A 17051-nucleotide genomic window follows, 5' to 3' on the forward strand; every position below is an offset into this window, starting at 1 on the left:
CGGCACTTCACCAGTGCCGGGCCCGCCCCGTATCGCGTCAGCCGCCCCACGACGTCATACGCCGTACCGCTCCCTACGCCGGACGAGCGAACCCGTCCCGGCCGAACTCCGCCTGAAATCGGCCGGGTTGGCGAGGCCGGATTGGCGAGACGGGCACGGGCGGAAACGGGGAGAACCGGAAGTGGGGAGAACGGGGGCGCAGGCGCGGAGAACGGGGGCGCAGGCGCGGAGAACGGGGGCGCAGGCGCGGAGCCTCAGGAACGCAGCACCGCAGAACCGCCGAACCGCCCCACTACACCCGCCCACCCCCCGAAGGGGGGTGGGCGGCGGGGAAAAAACCTATGGGCAGCGTCAGCGAGGAAAACCCACGGGAAGCATCGGCAGCATCAGCCCTCAGCCGACCGCCGCCGCGATCACCTGCCGACCGCCCCCGCCATCAACAGCCGGCCGCCCCCACGATCAGCAGTCAGTCGCCCCCGCGATCAGCCCCCGGGCCAGCTTCACATCGACCGCCATCCGTTCCAGCAGCGCGTCGAGGGTGTCGAACTTCTCCTGGCCCCGGATGTAGGCGAGGAAGTCCACCCCGACGTGCAGCCCGTACAGGTCCAGGCCGACGCGGTCGATGGCGTACGCCTCGACCGTGCGCTCCTTGCCGTCGAACTGCGGGTTGGTGCCCACCGAGACGGCCGCCGGCATTGCCTCGCCCTCGACCTGCAGCAGGCCCGCGTAGACGCCGTCGGCCGGGATGGCGGTGTGCGGCAGGGTCTCCACGTTGGCGGTGGGGAAGCCCAGTTCACGGCCGCGCTGGGCACCGCGTACGACGACGCCCTCGACGCGGTGCGGGCGCCCCAGGACCTCCCGCGCACCGGCCACATCGCCCTCGGCGACCAGCCCGCGGGCGAGCGTGGAGGAGAACGGCTTGCCGCCGCCCGCCGCGCCGCTCTCGTAGAGGTCGATGACCTCCACCGTGTAGTCGTAGGTGGTGCCGAGTTCGGTGAGGGTGGCGACGGTGCCGGTCGCCTTGTGCCCGAAGCGGAAGTTGGGGCCCTCGACGACGACCTGGGCGTGCAGCTTGTCGACCAGCACCTTGACCACGAAGTCGGCCGGCGCCAGCTTCGAGAACTCCTTGGTGAACGGCAGGACCAGCACCGCGTCCACGCCCAGCCCGGCCATCAGCTCCGCGCGCCGGTGGTGCGGCGCGAGCAGCGGCGGGTGGGTGCCGGGCCGCACGACCTCGCTCGGGTGCGGGTCGAAGGTGACGACCACCGCCGGAATCCCCAGCTCACGGGCCCGCTCGACGGCCTTCCCGATGATCAATTGGTGGCCGCGGTGCACTCCGTCGTACGAGCCGATGGTGACGACGCTGCGTCCCCAGCCCTCGGGGATGTCCTCCAAGCCACGCCAGCGCTGCACTGTGCCCGCTCCTCGCCCGAACTCTCGGTCAGTCCTGTGCGCCACTTCGGCATGGCGCAGGTCTAAGACTGCCATGCCGCGGGCGGTGGTTCGTGCGAAGGGTGGCCCAGGGGCGGTCCGGTGGAGCTCCGGGGGCCGGGCGGCGGCGGGCGGTCCGCGCCGGGGCACCGCTCAGCGGTGCGCCGCGGCGAGCGTCTCGCGGGCGCCGGGCCCCACCACCGCCGCCCACTCCCCCGGCTCCGCCGCGACCCAGTCCCGCACCCGCCGCGCGAAGCCGGGCAGCCGGCCGCCCAGCTCCGCCAGGCACCGGTCGAAGCAGGCCGCGCCCTCCGGCGTACGGACCAGCAGCATCCCGGTGCGGTGCACCAGCTCCCGGGTGCGGGCCTCCGGCCGCCGCTCCGCGCCCTCGGCGGCCGCCCGCAGCAGCGCCTCCAGCACCCGGGGGTCCCGCCCCTCCTGTGCGTATGCGCCGCGCGGGGCCGCGTACGACGCCTCGCGGGTGAGCAGCACCTCCAGCAGGTCGCGGCGGAGCGGGGCCGAGTCCGGGGAGCCCGGCTCGGCCAGGACGGCGGCGAGAGCGCAGCGGACCGGCGCGGGGAATCCGGTCAGCAGCTCCACGGCGAGCGGGCCGAGCGCGGCGCGGGCGGCCGGACCACGCTCCAGACGGTGGGCGACGAACTCCGCGACCGGGCGGGCCGCGCGGTCCGGGCAGTGCCCGGCATAGGCGCGGACCAGGGCGGCGGCGGGGGCGACGAGCTCCGGCGCGTCCAGCCCGGCCAGCATGCGCAGCAGCGCGGCCGCCACCGGCGGGCCCTCGTCGCCGACGAGCCTGGCCCGGAAGGCGGCCAGCACCGTCTGGGCATGGTCGGTGAGGGCGGCCCTGAAGGCCGTCGGGGGCAGCTGCGGATCCCCGGCGACGAAGCGGGCCAGCGCCCGCTCCAGGAAGTGCGGCCGGGTCGCCGCGTCGGCCACCAGGAGGGCGAGGGCGAAGCCGTGGTGGGCCTCGTCGGCGGGCCGGGAGAGGAGGTGCAGGGCGGCCCGGCGCAGGAGTGCGCGGTCGGCTTCGGCGGTGGTGTGCGGGGCCGTCCGCAGCCCGTAGGAGAGGGCCGCGAGGCGGCGCTGGGGGAGCTCGTCGTGCGCCCAGCGGTCGACCGCCCGGCACAGCGCGGACGGCTCGTCCTCGGCGAGCGCGGCCAGCAGCTCATCGCCCCTGGGGTGCGCGGCCGCCACCAGCGCCTCCATGAGCGCGTCCAGCGCCCCCCGGCGGTGGGTGTGCAGCAGGGCCTGCGCGGCGGCGGCGACGGTGATCTCGCGGGGGGCGGGGCGTGCGGGACGGGCCCGGCCCGTCGTCGCGGTGCCGCGGCGGGGCAGCGGGCGGGTGTCGTCGAACCAGCCGCACAGCAGGGGCTGGATCCGCTCGGGGTGCGCGCGCAGCAGATCGGCGGCGGCGTCGAGGAAGCGCGTCGGCGGCGGGGCGGCGGACTCCCCGGGCGCCGTCCCCGCGGTGGTCTCCCCCGGGGCGGGGTGGAGGCGTACCTGTGGCGGCTCCGCGAAGGGGTGGCCACCGGGGGACGGGGCGGCGCCGTCCGGCGCGCCGGCCCGCGCCGGTGGCCCGTCGGCCGGCAGCAGGCGGCGCAGCAGATCCATCCGGTCCTCGTCCGCCAGCGCCAGCTGCGCCCAGAACCACGGGCCGAACGCCGTCAGGCCCGTACGGGCGAAGCCGCCCGCCCGCAGGGAGCGTTCGGTGATCCGGTCGGCGAGCAGCCGCAGCACACCGGCGTACGGCGTGGCGTCGGGCGTGCGGAGCAGTACGCCGGCCAGGGCCTGTGCGGCCCACCGGCGGGCGTCCGCGGCCTGCCCGGCCGCCGGTTCGTCGGGGGCGGTGGCCAGTGGCACCAACTCCGCGAGCCGGAAGGTCAGTTGGACCGTTCCCGCGCGCCGGGCGAGCCGCAGCAGCGCCTCCACGGCCGGTCCGATGCGGTGTCCGCCGGGGACGGGCAGCAGGTCGGGGTCGGCATGGGCGCCCTGCAGCCACTGTGCGAACTCCTCGTGCGCGAAGCGGTATCCGGGGCCGGCCGGGACCAGCAGGCCCTCGGCGAGCACCGCGCCGGCCCAGCCGGACTGCGCGGGAAAGACCTCCTCGAAGGCCGCCGCGTCCAGCGCGCCCGGTCCGGAGCCCAGACAGCGGCGGGCCGCCTCGTGCACCTGGCCGGCGACCTGGGCGGCCAGGCGGCGTACGGCGGTGCCCTGGGGAACCGGCCGGTGTGCGGCTGTGATCCGTACGGCGATCCGCAGGCACACCAGGTCCAGATAGGCGTCGAAGATCTGGTGCCGGTCGGGGGAGCCGAGGAGCGCCGGCCCGTCGGTGCCCGGTCCGTCGGTGCCCAGCCCGTCGGTGCCCAGTCCGCCGGCGCCCAGTCCGCCGGTGCCCGGCCCGTCGGCGCCCGGTCCGTCCTCGTCGCCCTCGGTGAGCGCGTCCCGGACCTCCGCGAGCAGCCGCAGCGCCAGCGGGTGCCGGGCGTCGGGCGCGGCCGGGGCGCCGGGCGGCAGCCCGTAGCCGCGGCGGGCGCGCTCCGCCGCCTCCTCGGGCAGGTCGCCGATGCCCGCGCAGGGGGGCAGCGCGGGAACCGGGTGGTGCGGGCGGTGCAGCAGGCCGGGCGGGAAGAGCACCCCGGCCCGCTCCCAGTACTCGGGGCGGCAGGCGAGGACCAGCCGCACCCCGGCCGTCCGCAGCCAGTCGGCCGTCGCGGTGGTCCAGGCGGCCAGCCGCTCGTGCTGCGCCAGCTCCGCGGGCATCTCCTCCGGTGCGTCGAGGAGCACCAGCAGCGGGCGGCCGGCCGTGGCGGCGAGCCGGGCCAGCGCGTCGGGGGTGGTGTCCGCCGGGTCGCCGGCCGTACGGCCCGACGCGGCCAGTGTCCGGCCCGCGGAGCGCAGCGCCCGCTCGACGGCGGCGGGCAGGCCCTCGTCGCCGGCCCGCAGCTCCGCGCCGCGCAGCAGGACCGTCGGTGCCGCCTGCGGGCCCTTCGCGCGGCGGGCGGCGAGCCGTTCGAGCTCCGTGCTCCGCCCGGTCCCCGGGGCGCCCACCAGCGCCAGTACCGGTGCCCCGGCCGTCCCGCCGTCCTCCAGGAAACGCGCGAACTCCGCCCGCAGGCCGGGCCGTTCCACCGGTTCGCGCCAGCGGTGCGGCCGCTTCGCCGGGCCGGTGCGGACCCCGGTGAGCCGCAGCGCTCCGGCCGGGTTCAGCTCACTGCCGTAGGCGGGGACGCTCGCCCCGTTGCGGGCCAGCAGCGCGGCGAGCGCGCCCTGGGGCGCGGCCTCGGCGACCGCGCGCAGCGGGATCGCGAAGCCGCCCGCCCGGCGCCCGGTGTGCAGCGCGGTGCCCAGTACGCCGAGGACCACGCCGGTCCGGGCGTCCAGCAGCGGTCCGCCGACCGCCGGGCCGCCCAGCCGCAGCGCCTCCCGGCCGCCCGCGCACAGGCCCAGCTCCAGGGCCTCGTCGAGGAGACGGACCCGGTCCGTGGCCGTGTACGCCACCCCGGAGGCCGGTCCGACGACCGTGCCGTCGAGCCAGCCGCCCGCCCAGAGACGGGCGGCGGTGCCGGCCGCCGGGCGGCCCGCGGCGATGGGCAGCGGCGCCAGTCCGCACTGCCGGAAGCCGTCGGTCCGTACGAGGGCGAGCCCGGCCTCCGGGAGGGGGGTGATGTCGGCAGGCTCCACCTGGCGGGGCCGTGCCGCCTCAGCGCCCGCGGCCGTGGCGGTGGACCGCATCATGGGCTGCAGCACCAGCCGCTCCGCCCCGTCCACCGCCTCGTGGCTGGTGACGACCGTGCCGTCGTGGTCCGCCAGGAACCCCGTCCCACGCGTCCGACCTGCCAGATCGCGGATGCGCACCAGTGCCATGTCCGCATCGGCAGCCAGCAACGCCATTACCGATTCCTCCCGCCCTGTCCCGTATCACGACGGTAAGCAGGTGGTGATCGTCCCGGCAGGGCGCCCTGTGAACGCGCCCCCGTCCGCGCCTTGATTCACTCCGAGCGCCTCACCGAATGAGTGAATGGCCCAGATGCCCTGGATAGAGATCAAGCGGAGGGGGATGGTGGAGCGCGGACCGGTGCTCCGTGCCTGTGCCGGACGGCCCGCGTTCCACCACCATCCCCGGGCGGCTGCCTAGACGGCGAACACCGCGAGGCTCTTGGCCTTCCCGCCCTGGTTCTCCACCAGCGCCAGGAACCGGCCGTCCGGCCCGAAGGCCGCGACCGGACCGTTGCCCTCGAAGCGGGGCATGGCGATCCGCGCGCCGTTGAGGAGCAGCCGGGCCTGCGCCTCCGTGACGGCCCAGCGGGTGAACGCCGCCTCGGCCGCCTCGCCGATCGGCATGACCGGCAGTCCGCCGCCCTCGGGGTCGTCCACCGCGGCCTGCAGCTGTTCCAGGGTGCGCGCCCGGTCCAGCTTGTACGGGCCGACGCGGGTGCGGCGCAGCGCCGTCAGATGCCCGCCGACGCCCAGCCCGGCGCCCAGGTCGCGGGCGAGCGCGCGGATGTACGTACCGGAGGAGCACTCGACGGAGACCAGCAGATCGGTCACCGGCGTACCGTCGTCGGCCTCGGCCTCGTGCGCGGAGTGCACCACGAAGGAGGAGACGGTGACCGGGCGGGCCGGGATCTCCACGTCCTCGCCCTCGCGGACCCGTGAGTAGGACCGCTTGCCGTTGATCTTGATGGCGCTGACCTTCGACGGGACCTGCATGATCGCGCCGGACAGGGCCGCGACACCGGCGTCGATGTCCTCGCGGGCGATGCCGTGCGCCGCCTTGGACGCCGTGATCTCGCCCTCGGCGTCGTCGGTGACCGTGGTCTGGCCCAGCCGGATCGTGCCGACGTACTCCTTCTCCGTCAGCGCGAGGTGGCCGAGGAGCTTCGTGGCCCGCTCCAGGCCCAGGACGAGGACGCCGGTCGCCATCGGGTCGAGGGTGCCGGCGTGCCCGACCCGGCGGGTGCGGGCCATACCGCGCATCTTCGCCACGACGTCGTGCGAAGTGAAGCCGGCGGGCTTGTCGACGATGACCAGCCCGCCCGGCTTGTTGCTCTCACGCTTCATTCTGCCGCGGTGCCCTCGTCGTCCTCGTCGTCGCCCGGCTTGCGGTACGGGTCGGCCTCGCCGGCGTACTGGGCGCCGGAGGAGACCTGGCGCACCTGGGCGTCCGAGGCCCGTGCCTTGTCGAGCAGGTCCTCGATCGTCCTGGCGTTCTCCGGCAGGGCGTCGGCCACGAACGCCAGGGTCGGCGTGAACTTGGTGCCCGCCGCGGCGCCGACCGCGGAGCGCAGCATGCCCTTGGCGCTCTCCAGGCCGGCGGCGGCGCTGGCACGGTCCGCGTCATCGCCGTAGACCGTGTAGAAGACCGTAGCCTCCCGCAGGTCGCCGGTGACCCGGGTGTCCGTGATGGTCACATGCGAACCGAGCCGCGGGTCCTTGATTCCGCGCTGCAGCTTCTGGGCGACCACCTCCCGGATGAGGTCCGCCAGCTTCTTCGCCCGCGCATTGTCGGCCACTGGTCCGTCTCCTTCTTGTCTTTCACAATTGTGCTTCCACCGGCGGCGACGTGCCCCGGCAGCGGGTCAGTCGTCATCGCCGTGCAGCCGCCGGCGTGCCGACAGCAGCTCCACTTCGGGCCGTGCGGCGACCAGGCGCTCGCAGCGGTCCATGACTTCGGTGAGGTGCCCCACGTCCCCGGACACCACCGCCAGGCCGATGCGGGCCCTGCGGTAGAGGTCCTGGTCCCCGACCTCCGCGACGCTCACCGCGTACTTGCGGTGCAGCTCTGCGACGATCGGGCGGACGATGGAGCGCTTCTCCTTCAGCGACCGTACGTCGCCGAGGAGCAGGTCGAAGGACAGTGTCCCTACGTACATGCAAGACGGGTCAAGCCACCCGTGGGGCCTTGGGGGCGTCTCCCCGCGTCGGCTGGGGAGTACGTGTCATTTCGAACCGTACACGCAACGGCCGGGGCCGATCGACGGAGTTTACGCTCCGCCGACCGGCCCCGGATGGTCGCTGCGCGATCAGCCGCGCGGCTTCTCCCGCATCTCGTAGGTCGCGATGACGTCGTCGACCTTGATGTCGTTGAAGTTTCCGAGGTTGATACCGCCCTCGAAGCCTTCGCGGATCTCGGTGACGTCGTCCTTGAAGCGACGCAGACCCTGGATGTTGAGGTCCTCCGCGACCACCTTGCCGTCGCGGATGAGGCGCGCCTTGGTGTTGCGCTTGACCTCGCCGGAGCGGATGAGCACACCCGCGATGTTGCCGAGCTTGGACGAGCGGAAGATCTCGCGGATCTCGGCCGTACCGAGCTCGACCTCCTCGTACTCCGGCTTGAGCATGCCCTTGAGGGCCGCCTCGATCTCCTCGATCGCCTGGTAGATGACCGAGTAGTAGCGGACGTCGACGCCCTCGCGCTCGGCCATCTGCGTGGCGCGGCCCTCGGCCCGCACGTTGAAGCCGATGACGATCGCGTCGGAGCCGGACGCCAGGTTGATGTCCGTCTCGGTGACCGCACCGACGCCGCGGTGCAGCACCCGGATGTCGACCTCTTCGCCGACGTCGAGCTGGAGCAGCGAGGACTCCAGGGCCTCGACGGAACCAGAAGCGTCACCCTTGATGATGAGGTTGAGCTGCTGGACCTCGCCGGCCTTGAGCACCTTGTCGAGGTCCTCGAGGGACACCCGGCGGGTGCGCTTGGCGAAGGCCGCGTTGCGCTCGCGCGCCGCGCGCTTCTCGGCGATCTGACGGGCCGTACGGTCCTCGTCGACGACCAGGAAGTTGTCGCCGGCACCCGGGACGTTGGTCAGACCCAGGACCAGGACGGGGGTCGACGGACCCGCTTCCTCGACGTTGTTGCCCTTGTCGTCGAACATCGCGCGGACCCGGCCGTACGCGTCACCGGCGACCATCGTGTCACCGACGCGGAGGGTACCGCGCTGGACGAGGACGGTGGCCACGGCGCCGCGGCCACGGTCGAGGTGCGCCTCGATCGCGATGCCCTGTGCGTCCTGCTCCGCGTTGGCCCGCAGGTCGAGCGCGGCGTCCGCGGTCAGGACCACGGCCTCCAGCAGGGATTCGATGTGCAGACCCTGCTTGGCGGAGATGTCGACGAACATGGTGTCGCCGCCGTACTCCTCGGCCACCAGGCCGTACTCGGTCAGCTGACCGCGCACCTTGGTCGGGTCGGCACCCTCGACGTCGATCTTGTTGACCGCGACCACGATCGGCACGTCGGCCGCCTTGGCGTGGTTGAGGGCCTCGATCGTCTGCGGCATGACACCGTCGTTGGCCGCCACCACGAGGATCGCGATGTCGGTCGACTTGGCACCACGGGCACGCATGGCGGTGAACGCCTCGTGACCGGGGGTGTCGATGAAGGTGATGCGCCGCTCTTCGTCGTTGACCTCGGTCGCGACCTGGTAGGCACCGATGTGCTGGGTGATGCCGCCGGCCTCGCCCGCGATGACGTTCGTCTTGCGGATCGCGTCCAGCAGTCGCGTCTTACCGTGGTCGACGTGACCCATGACGGTCACCACCGGCGGACGCGCGACGAGCATCTCCTCGCCGCCCTCGTTCTCACCGAAGTCGATGTCGAAGGACTCGAGCAGCTCGCGGTCCTCCTCCTCCGGGCTGACGATCTCGACGACGTAGTTCATCTCGTCGGCGAGCAGCTGCAGCGTCTCGTCGGAGACGGACTGGGTCGCGGTGACCATCTCGCCCAGGTTCAGCATGACCTGGACCAGCGACGCCGGGTTGGCGTTGATCTTCTCCGCGAAGTCCGTCAGCGAGGCACCGCGCGACAGGCGAACCGTCGCGCCGTTGCCGCGCGGCAGCATGATGCCGCCGACCGACGGGGCCTGCATGGCCTCGTACTCCTGACGGCGCTGCCGCTTCGACTTGCGACCGCGACGCGCCGGACCGCCGGGACGGCCGAACGCACCCTGCGTGCCACCACGGCCACCGGGGCCGCCGGGACGACCGCCGAAGCCGGGACGACCGCCGCCGAAGCCACCGCCGCCGCCACCGGGGCCGCCGCCACCGGGACGACCGGCGAAGCCGCCGCCGGCACCCGGACGACCGCCGCCGCCACCGCCGGGACGGCCGGCGAAGCCGCCGCCGCCACCGGGACGACCGCCGCCGCCGGGACGACCGGCACCGCCGGGACCACGGCCGCCGCCACCGGGGCCCGGACGCGGGCCGGCAGCCGGACGCTGCGGCATCATGCCCGGGTTGGGGCGGTTACCGCCGCCGGGACGCGGACCGGCGCCGCCGCCGGGAGCCGCACCCTGCGGACGGGGCATGCCACCGGGGGTCGGACGCGCGCCGCCCTGGCCCTGGGGGCGGGGGCCACCCTGGCCGCCGCCCTGCGGACGCGGGCCGCCGGGGCCGCCCTGGCCGCCGGGACGCGGGGCGCCACCGGGACGGGGGGCCTGCGGACGGGCCATGCCCGTGGAGCCGCTGGAGGTGAAGGGGTTGTTGCCCGGACGGGGTCCGGACGGACGGCCGCCGGGACGCGGGGCCGGACGCTCGCCGCCGGGACGCGGGGCGTTGCCACGGCCACCCTGACCGCCCGCACCTGCCGCCGGACGGGCGGGGCGCGGACCGGGGGTGCCGGGGCGGGCAGCCGACGGGCCGGCGGGAGCCGCCGGCGCGGACGGCGGAGCCTGGAACTCGGGCTGCGCGGGGGCGGCCGGAGCGGGCTTGGGGGCCGCGGGGCGCGCCGGGGTGGGGCGCGGGCCCGGGGTGGGGCCGGCGGCGGGAGTGCTCTTGGGGGCCACGGGGGTCACCGGGGCCTCGGGGGTTGCCGGAGCCGCGGGGCCCGGCTTGGGGGCGCCCGGCTTCGGCGCAGCAGGACGTGCCGCCTGCGCCGGAGAGGGCGCCGACGGCTTCGCGGGGGCCGACTTGCGCGGCGCCGCGGGCTTCCCGGCGGCGCGGCCGCTGCCGCTGCCTGCCTGGAACGCGTCGGTCAGCTTGCGAACAACCGGCGCCTCGATCGTCGAGGACGCCGAACGGACGAATTCACCAAGTTCTTGGAGCTTGGCCATGACGACCTTGCTCTCAACGCCGAACTCCTTGGCGAGTTCGTATACCCGGACCTTAGCCACTTCGCTCCTTCTAGGTCCGGGGTGTCCACCGGACCGTCGCTACTTCATGGGCGTACTCATCGCGTACTCATCGAGTGCTCATCGCAATCTCGACCTACTTCCGACTCGCGAGGTACCTGACCGCACGGTTTTCCGTGCGCTGTGCGTTCTTGCTGTGCGTTATTGCAATGGGCGGCTTCAACCAGCGCCCCGTTCGAGGAACCGACGCACATCCGTCGTGTCGAACGGTCCCCGGCCCCGAAAGGCCCGGGGGAACGCCCGGCGGCGAACCGCCAGGTCGAGGCAGACCAGTGTCGGGTGCACATAAGCACCCCGGCCGGGCAGCGTACCGCGCCGATCGGGGACACACTCACCCTCGATCTCCACGATGCGCAGCAAATCGCCCTTGGCCGCTCGCTCCCGGCATCCCAGACACGTGCGCTCAGGGCATGCGCGGGCATGCGTCCGGCCAGACACTGCTTAAGTCTACCTCCCCGCGCCGACCCCACCCCGATGGGGTAAAGGACGGAGCGCTGCTCAGAATTCCCGGCCCAGCGCCGCGGCACCACCGATTTTCCGGAGGCCGCGACGCGGGCCGGCTACTACGGGTGATCTCAGCCCTGCGGCGCGTGCTGCTCGGTGTCCGGGCGGATGTCGATCCGCCAGCCGGTCAGCCGGGCGGCAAGCCGGGCATTCTGCCCTTCCTTGCCGATGGCCAGTGACAGCTGGTAGTCGGGAACCGTGACCCGGGCGGAGCGCGCCGCCAGGTCCACGACCTCGACCTTGCTGACCCGGGCCGGCGACAGCGCGTTCGCGACCAGCTCGGCCGGATCGTCCGACCAGTCCACGATGTCGATCTTCTCGCCGTGCAGCTCGGCCATCACGGCGCGCACCCGCCCGCCCATCGGCCCGATGCACGCGCCCTTGGCGTTGAGCCCCGAACGCGTGGACCGTACGGCGATCTTCGTACGGTGGCCGGCCTCGCGGGCGATGGCGGCGATCTCCACCGAGCCGTCCGCGATCTCCGGCACCTCCATGGCGAAGAGCTTCTTCACCAGATTGGGGTGCGTACGCGACAGCGTCACGGACGGTCCGCGCACGCCCTTGACCACCCGGACGACGTACGACCGGAGCCGTGTGCCGTGGGCGTAGTCCTCACCGGGGACCTGCTCCTGCACCGGCAGGATGGCCTCCAGCCGGCCGATGTCGACCAGGACGTTCTTGGGGTCCTTGCCCTGCTGGACGACGCCGGTGACGACATCGCCCTCCCGCCCGGCGTACTCGCCGAAGGTGATCTCCTCCTCGGCGTCCCGCAGGCGCTGCAGGATGACCTGCTTGGCGGTGGTCGCCGCGATCCGCCCGAAGCCGGAGGGGGTGTCGTCGAACTCGCGCGGCTCGGCGCCCTCCTCCAGGTCCTCCGGGTCCTCCTTCGCCCACACCGTCACATGGCCGGTGCTGCGGTCCAGCTCCACCCGCGCCCGCCGGCGGCTGCCCTCGGTGCGGTGGTAAGCGATGAGGAGGGCCGACTCGATCGCCTCGACCAGCAGGTCGAACGAGATCTCCTTCTCCCGCACCAGCCCCCTCAGGGCACTCATGTCGATGTCCACGGCTACGCCTCCTCCTTGTTCTCGTCGATCTTCTCGTCACGCTGCGCGTCGCGCTTGTCGGCCTTGTCGGGCTTACGGCTGAATTCCAGCTCGACGCGCGCCTTGGCGATCTCGTCGAACAAGACCCGGCGTGCGGTCGGCTTGCGGCCCTTGACACCCGGCACCTCGAGATCGAGTCCGTCGTCGTCGACGGCGGTGATCCGGGCCACCAGTTCTCCGGCCCCTGCCGCATCGGTCAGTTGGGCCTTGATGAGGCGGCCGACGGCGCGGCGGTAGTGCCGCAGCTCGGTCAGCGGCCGGTCGGCGCCCGGCGAGGTGACCTCGAGGGTGTACGGCGCGCCGCCCATCACATCGGAGTCGTCCAGGACCTGGGAGGCCTCGCGGCTGAGCTCGGCGCACTCGTCCAGCTGGACGCCCTCGTCGGAATCGACCACGATCCTCAGCACCCGCCGCTTGCCCGCCGGTGTCACCTCGATCTCTTCCAGATCCAGGTCTCGGGCGGCGACGAGCGGTTCAAGCAGTCCGCGCAGCCTCTCGCTCTGGGTGGTGCTCATCCGGGTGACTCCTCGGCCGCGTGTGCTGTTGTGGTTAGGTCGCGTGTCGGGTCAAAGCCTATCGGTTCCGGCGGGGTACTGACGATTCGGCGGGTGGTCACGGATACTCTCGCCTGCGGTGATCACAACGGAAGACCCCGGGAAGTGCAACGTGCCGAAAGTGGCGCTCACACGCAGAAGGACCCTGCTGGCCGGTGCCGCCCTCGGGGGCGCCGCGCTGCTCACCGGCTGCTCCGAGGACGACGGCCCCGACCGGGACGAGGACTCCTTCGCCGCCGACCGGCTGCGCGAGCGCGCCGCCCGCGACAGCACCGCGCTGCTGGCGCGCTACGACGCGACGCTCGCCGCGCACCCCGCCCTGGAGGAGCGGCTGCGCCCGCTGCGCTCCGAAGTGGCCCGGCACGCACGGGCGTTCACCGGGCAGGACGCCGCCCCCTCCCCCAGCGGCGCCCCCTCCCGGGCGCCGGCGCGCGAGGCCGCCGCGCCCTCGGTGCCCGGCGACGAGAAGGCCGCCCGCGGCGCCCTCGCCGACGCGGAGCGCAGGCTCGCCGACGCCCGGGCCAAGGAGCTGCTCACCGCGTCGCCCGAGCTGGCCCGGCTGCTCGCCTCGGTGGCCGCCTCCGGTGCGGCGCACGCGTATCTGCTGTCGGAGCCGGCCGGATGACGGGCCGCGGCACGGCGGCACGGACGGCACGGACGGCACGGACCAGGGAAGGGGCGCAGGCATGAGCACGAGGACAACCGAACGCGGCGGACGAGCGCGGCGCGACGGCGACGGCGAGCGGGACGAGCTGACGGCCGTACAGGCGGCGCTGGCCGCCGAGCACGCGGCGGTCTACGGCTACGGCGTCGTCGGCGGCCGGATCGCCGCCGACCGGCGCAAGGAGGCGCTGGAGGCGTACGACGCACATCGTGCGCGCCGGGACGCACTGCACCGCGAGGTACGCGACCTGGGCGGCACCCCGCGGGCCGCGGCCGCCGCCTACGCGCTGCCCTTCCCGGTCCCCGACGCGGCCGCCGCGACCCGCCTGGCGGCCGAACTGGAGGACCGGCTGGCCGCCGTCTACGCGGACCTCGTACGGGCCGGCGGCAGGGCCCGGCGCCGGGAGGCGGCCGCCGCGCTGCGCGAGGCGGCGGTCCGGGCGGTGCGCTGGCGCGGCGGCGGCGTAGCCTTCCCTGGGCTCGTGGAGCGGGCCGCGGCCGCCGCCCCGTCCGGCTCCGCGAGCGCCTCCGCGGGCGCGCTCTGAACGACCGGCGGACTCCGCCCAGGATGACGGGTGGGGCCATCGCGGACCTCCGCCACGGCCCCCCGTGAAGGGACAGCTCACGCATGGCAACAGCACCCATCGAACCGCCGCAGCGGTTGGTGAGTTCGCTGAGCGGCGCTCCGGAGAGCCCCGCGCAGGAGTGGCTGCACGCGCTCCCGACGCTGGTTCAGCAGCTGCTGGACGCCTGGGAGCTGACGCTGGAACGGGTGCACGCCCCCGGTGGCCGCAGCAGCCTGCTGGCGCTCGTACGGCAGCAGGACGGCACCCCCGCGGCGCTGAAGGTCCCGGTGCCGGGCCGGCACCGCGCGCACGAGGCGGCCGCGCTGGAGACCTGGGACGGCTGGGGCGCGGTACGGCTCCTGCGGTCCGACGACGCGAGCGGCGCACTGCTGCTGGAGCGGCTGCACAGCGCGGTCTCGCTGCGCTCGCTGCCGGAGGCCAAGGCGCTGCTGGAGGCGGCCGGCACGGTGCGCCGCCTGTGGGTGGCGCCCGGCCAGGACCACCCTTTCGAGACGCTGGCCGACCGTACGCAGGAGGCGGTACAGGCGCTGCGCACGGCCGGCGCGCACACCCGGGCGGCCGGCCCGCTGGTCGAGGAGGCACAGGAGCTGCGGCGCGCGCTGCCCGCCGAGTCCGACGAACGGTTTCTGCTCCACGGCGCGTTCCGGCAGGGCAAGGTGCTGGCCGGTGAGCGGGCGCCGTGGCTGGCGGTCGGCCCGGCGCCAGTGGTCGGCGAGCGGGCGTACGACCTGGCGGCGCTGGTGCTGGACCGGTTCGAGGACCTGATGGCCGGCTCCGGAGCGACCGCGGCGGTCCGCCGCCGGGTCGCGAAGCTGGCCGACTCCCTGGACGTGGACCGCGACCGGCTGCGCCACTGGACGCTGTACCGGGCGGTGGACACCGGCGTCCGCGAGGCGGCGGCGGGCGACCGCCGGCGCGGCGAACTGCTGCTGGAGTTCGCGGCCTGGCTGTAGGGCACGGGCACGCGGCGCCTGCGCGAGGGCCCGGGGTGTTTACGCGAACGGGCCGGCCGGGGCGCTCTCGCCCCGGCCGGCCCGTTCGTCCTGCGGCTATGCGCTGAGCCGGGCCACGGCCTCCTCGACCGTCAGCTCCTCGCGCTCGCCGGTGCGCCGGTCCTTGACCTCGACCACGCCCTCGCCGGCGCGCCGGCCGGCGACCACGATGGTCGGGACGCCCAGCAGCTCCGCGTCGGTGAACTTCACGCCCGGCGAGACGCCGGGGCGGTCGTCGACCAGCACCCGCAGGCCCGCGGCGCCGAGCCGCTCGCCGACCTCCAGCGCGAGCTCGGTCTGCTTGGCCTTGCCCGCCGCGACGACGTGCACATCGGCCGGCGCGATCTCCCGCGGCCAGCACAGGCCCTTCTCGTCGTGGGTCTGCTCGGCGAGCGCGGCCACCGCACGGGAGACCCCGATGCCGTACGAGCCCATGGTGACCCGCTCCGGCTTGCCGTTCTGCCCGAGGACGTCGAGCTCGAAGGCGTCCGCGTACTTGCGGCCGAGCTGGAAGATGTGGCCGATCTCGATGGCGCGGTCGATCTTCAGGCCGGTGCCGCACTGGGGGCAGGGGTCGCCGGGCTCGACGACGACCACGTCGAGGTACTCGTCGACCTCGAAGTCACGGCCCGCGACGACGTTGCGGGCGTGCTTGCCCTCCTTGTTGGCGCCGGTGACCCACGCGGTGCCGGAGGCGACCCGGGGGTCGGCGACGTACTTGAACGCCTTGCCCGCCAGGCCCTGCGGGCCCACGTAGCCGCGGACCAGTTCGGGATGGTCCACGAAGTCCTCGGCGGTGACCAGCTCGACGGTGGCCGGGGCGAGGTGCTCGCCGAGCTTGCCCATGTCGACCTCGCGGTCGCCGGGCACGCCCACCGCGACGATCTCGCCGTCGACCTTGACCAGCAGGTTCTTCAGCGTCGCGGAGGCCGGTACGCCGAGGAACTCGGCGAGCGACTCGATGGTCGGGGTGTCGGGGGTGTCCAGCTCCTCGACCGGGCCGTGGCCCGAGCCGTCGACCGGGGCGACCTTGACCGTCACGGCCTCGGTGTTGGCGGCGTAGTCGCACGACGGGCAGTCGACGAAGGTGTCCTCACCGGCCGCGGCGGGCGCCAGGAACTCCTCGGAGGCCGAGCCGCCCATGGCGCCGGAGACGGCGGAGACGATGCGGTAGTCGAGGCCGAGGCGCTCGAAGATCTTCTGGTAGGCCGCGCGGTGCAGCGCGTAGGACTGCGCCAGGCCCTCGTCGGTGGTGTCGAAGCTGTACGAGTCCTTCATGTGGAACTCGCGGCCGCGCAGCACGCCGGAGCGGGGGCGGGCCTCGTCGCGGTACTTGATCTGGATCTGGTAGAGGATCACCGGCAGGTCCTTGTAGGACGTGCACTGGTCCTTGACCGTGAGGGTGAAGATCTCCTCGTGGGTGGGGCCGAGGAGGTAGTCGGCGCCCTTGCGGTCCTTGAGGCGGAAGAGCAGGTCGCCGTACTCCTCCCAGCGGCCGCTGGTCTCGTAGGGCTCCTTGGGCAGCAGGGCCGGCAGCAGGACTTCCTGGCCGCCGATCGCGTCCATCTCCTCGCGGACCACGCGGGAGACGTTCTCCAGGACCTTCATGCCCAGCGGCAGCCACGTCCAGATGCCGGCGGAGGAGCGGCGGACGTACCCGGCGCGGACGAGCAGCTTGTGGCTGGCGGTCTCGGCGTCGGCCGGGTCGTCGCGCAGTGTCTTGATCATCAAGCGGGACATGCGCTGGACCTGTGCGGCGTTGGCCATGGGAGTTTCTCCTGCGTAAGAAAGGTGACTCCCTGGAGGTTAGCTGGAGGGGTGTGGGACACGGAAATGCGTATCCGCTGCGCTTGGCTGGCTTCCCGGGTTTTCGGCTTTCCCGCCGTGGGGGTTGCTGTGGGTTCGCCTGCGGCGGGCCCTTCCGCTGCGCTTTGCCTTGGCCGACGTTTTCGGCTTTCCCGCCGTGGGGGTTTGTCGCCGTTGCGCCTGCGGCGGGCTGGTGCCGCTGCGCGGGGCTGTTCGGCTGCCGGTGGCGGGCCGGAGGGGCAGTGTTTCCGGACTGCTTCGCTTTACG

Annotated in this window: 13 protein-coding genes; 3 read left to right on the forward strand and 10 right to left on the reverse strand. The window is 74.1% G+C overall.

Going from position 1 to position 17051, the window contains the following annotated elements:
- Window positions 1-459: 459 nt before the first annotated feature.
- The 9 genes from ACWD6P_RS34970 to rimP all read right to left on the reverse strand — a co-directional run bounded on the left by ACWD6P_RS34970 (window position 460) and on the right by rimP (window position 12696).
- Window positions 460-1413, reverse strand: a complete 954-nt coding sequence (locus ACWD6P_RS34970; protein ID WP_451448245.1) for a bifunctional riboflavin kinase/FAD synthetase — start codon at window positions 1411-1413, stop codon at window positions 460-462.
- Between the two features lie 171 nt (window positions 1414-1584).
- A complete protein-coding gene (locus tag ACWD6P_RS34975) occupies window positions 1585-5340 on the reverse strand; it encodes a hypothetical protein (RefSeq protein ID WP_451448246.1) in 3756 nt (1251 codons plus the stop codon).
- Window positions 5341-5580: 240 nt separating this feature from the next.
- On the reverse strand, window positions 5581-6510 hold the full coding sequence (truB, locus tag ACWD6P_RS34980; RefSeq protein WP_451448247.1) for a tRNA pseudouridine(55) synthase TruB: 930 nt from the start codon (window positions 6508-6510) through the stop codon (window positions 5581-5583).
- Complete coding sequence (gene rbfA / locus ACWD6P_RS34985) at window positions 6507-6962, reverse strand: 30S ribosome-binding factor RbfA (RefSeq protein ID WP_451448248.1); 456 nt, start codon at window positions 6960-6962, stop codon at window positions 6507-6509. The genes truB and rbfA overlap by 4 nt, the downstream gene beginning before the upstream one ends.
- Window positions 6963-7028: 66 nt before the next feature.
- On the reverse strand, window positions 7029-7322 hold the full coding sequence (locus ACWD6P_RS34990; protein ID WP_451448249.1) for a DUF503 domain-containing protein: 294 nt from the start codon (window positions 7320-7322) through the stop codon (window positions 7029-7031).
- 150 nt (window positions 7323-7472) lie between these two features.
- The gene (gene infB, locus ACWD6P_RS34995) at window positions 7473-10556 is read right to left on the reverse strand and encodes a translation initiation factor IF-2 (protein WP_451448250.1); all 3084 of its coding nucleotides are present in this window, start codon (window positions 10554-10556) and stop codon (window positions 7473-7475) included.
- Between the two features lie 177 nt (window positions 10557-10733).
- Window positions 10734-11012 (reverse strand): YlxR family protein, encoded by a 279-nt coding sequence (locus ACWD6P_RS35000; protein WP_451448251.1) that lies wholly within the window; start codon window positions 11010-11012, stop codon window positions 10734-10736.
- Window positions 11013-11149: 137 nt separating this feature from the next.
- Complete coding sequence (gene nusA / locus ACWD6P_RS35005; protein WP_451448252.1) at window positions 11150-12142, reverse strand: transcription termination factor NusA; 993 nt, start codon at window positions 12140-12142, stop codon at window positions 11150-11152.
- A 2-nt stretch (window positions 12143-12144) separates the two neighbouring features.
- Window positions 12145-12696, reverse strand: a complete 552-nt coding sequence (gene rimP / locus ACWD6P_RS35010) for a ribosome maturation factor RimP (protein WP_451448253.1) — start codon at window positions 12694-12696, stop codon at window positions 12145-12147.
- A 160-nt stretch (window positions 12697-12856) separates the two neighbouring features.
- Here rimP and ACWD6P_RS35015 point away from each other — a divergent pair, with 160 nt between their 5' ends.
- The 3 genes from ACWD6P_RS35015 (at window position 12857) to ACWD6P_RS35025 (ending at window position 14938) form a co-directional block, all read left to right on the forward strand.
- Complete coding sequence (locus tag ACWD6P_RS35015; protein ID WP_451448254.1) at window positions 12857-13360, forward strand: hypothetical protein; 504 nt, start codon at window positions 12857-12859, stop codon at window positions 13358-13360.
- 61 nt (window positions 13361-13421) lie between these two features.
- Window positions 13422-13943: a ferritin-like domain-containing protein gene (locus ACWD6P_RS35020; RefSeq protein WP_451448255.1), complete on the forward strand. Its 522-nt coding sequence runs from the start codon at window positions 13422-13424 to the stop codon at window positions 13941-13943.
- An 83-nt stretch (window positions 13944-14026) separates the two neighbouring features.
- Complete coding sequence (locus tag ACWD6P_RS35025; protein WP_451448256.1) at window positions 14027-14938, forward strand: aminoglycoside phosphotransferase family protein; 912 nt, start codon at window positions 14027-14029, stop codon at window positions 14936-14938.
- 96 nt (window positions 14939-15034) lie between these two features.
- Here ACWD6P_RS35025 and ACWD6P_RS35030 read toward each other — a convergent pair whose 3' ends face one another.
- Window positions 15035-16744, reverse strand: coding sequence for a proline--tRNA ligase (locus ACWD6P_RS35030; protein WP_451448257.1), 1710 nt, complete (start codon window positions 16742-16744; stop codon window positions 15035-15037).
- Window positions 16745-17051: the final 307 nt, after the last annotated feature.

The organism is Streptomyces sp. NPDC002446, from assembly GCF_053595675.1.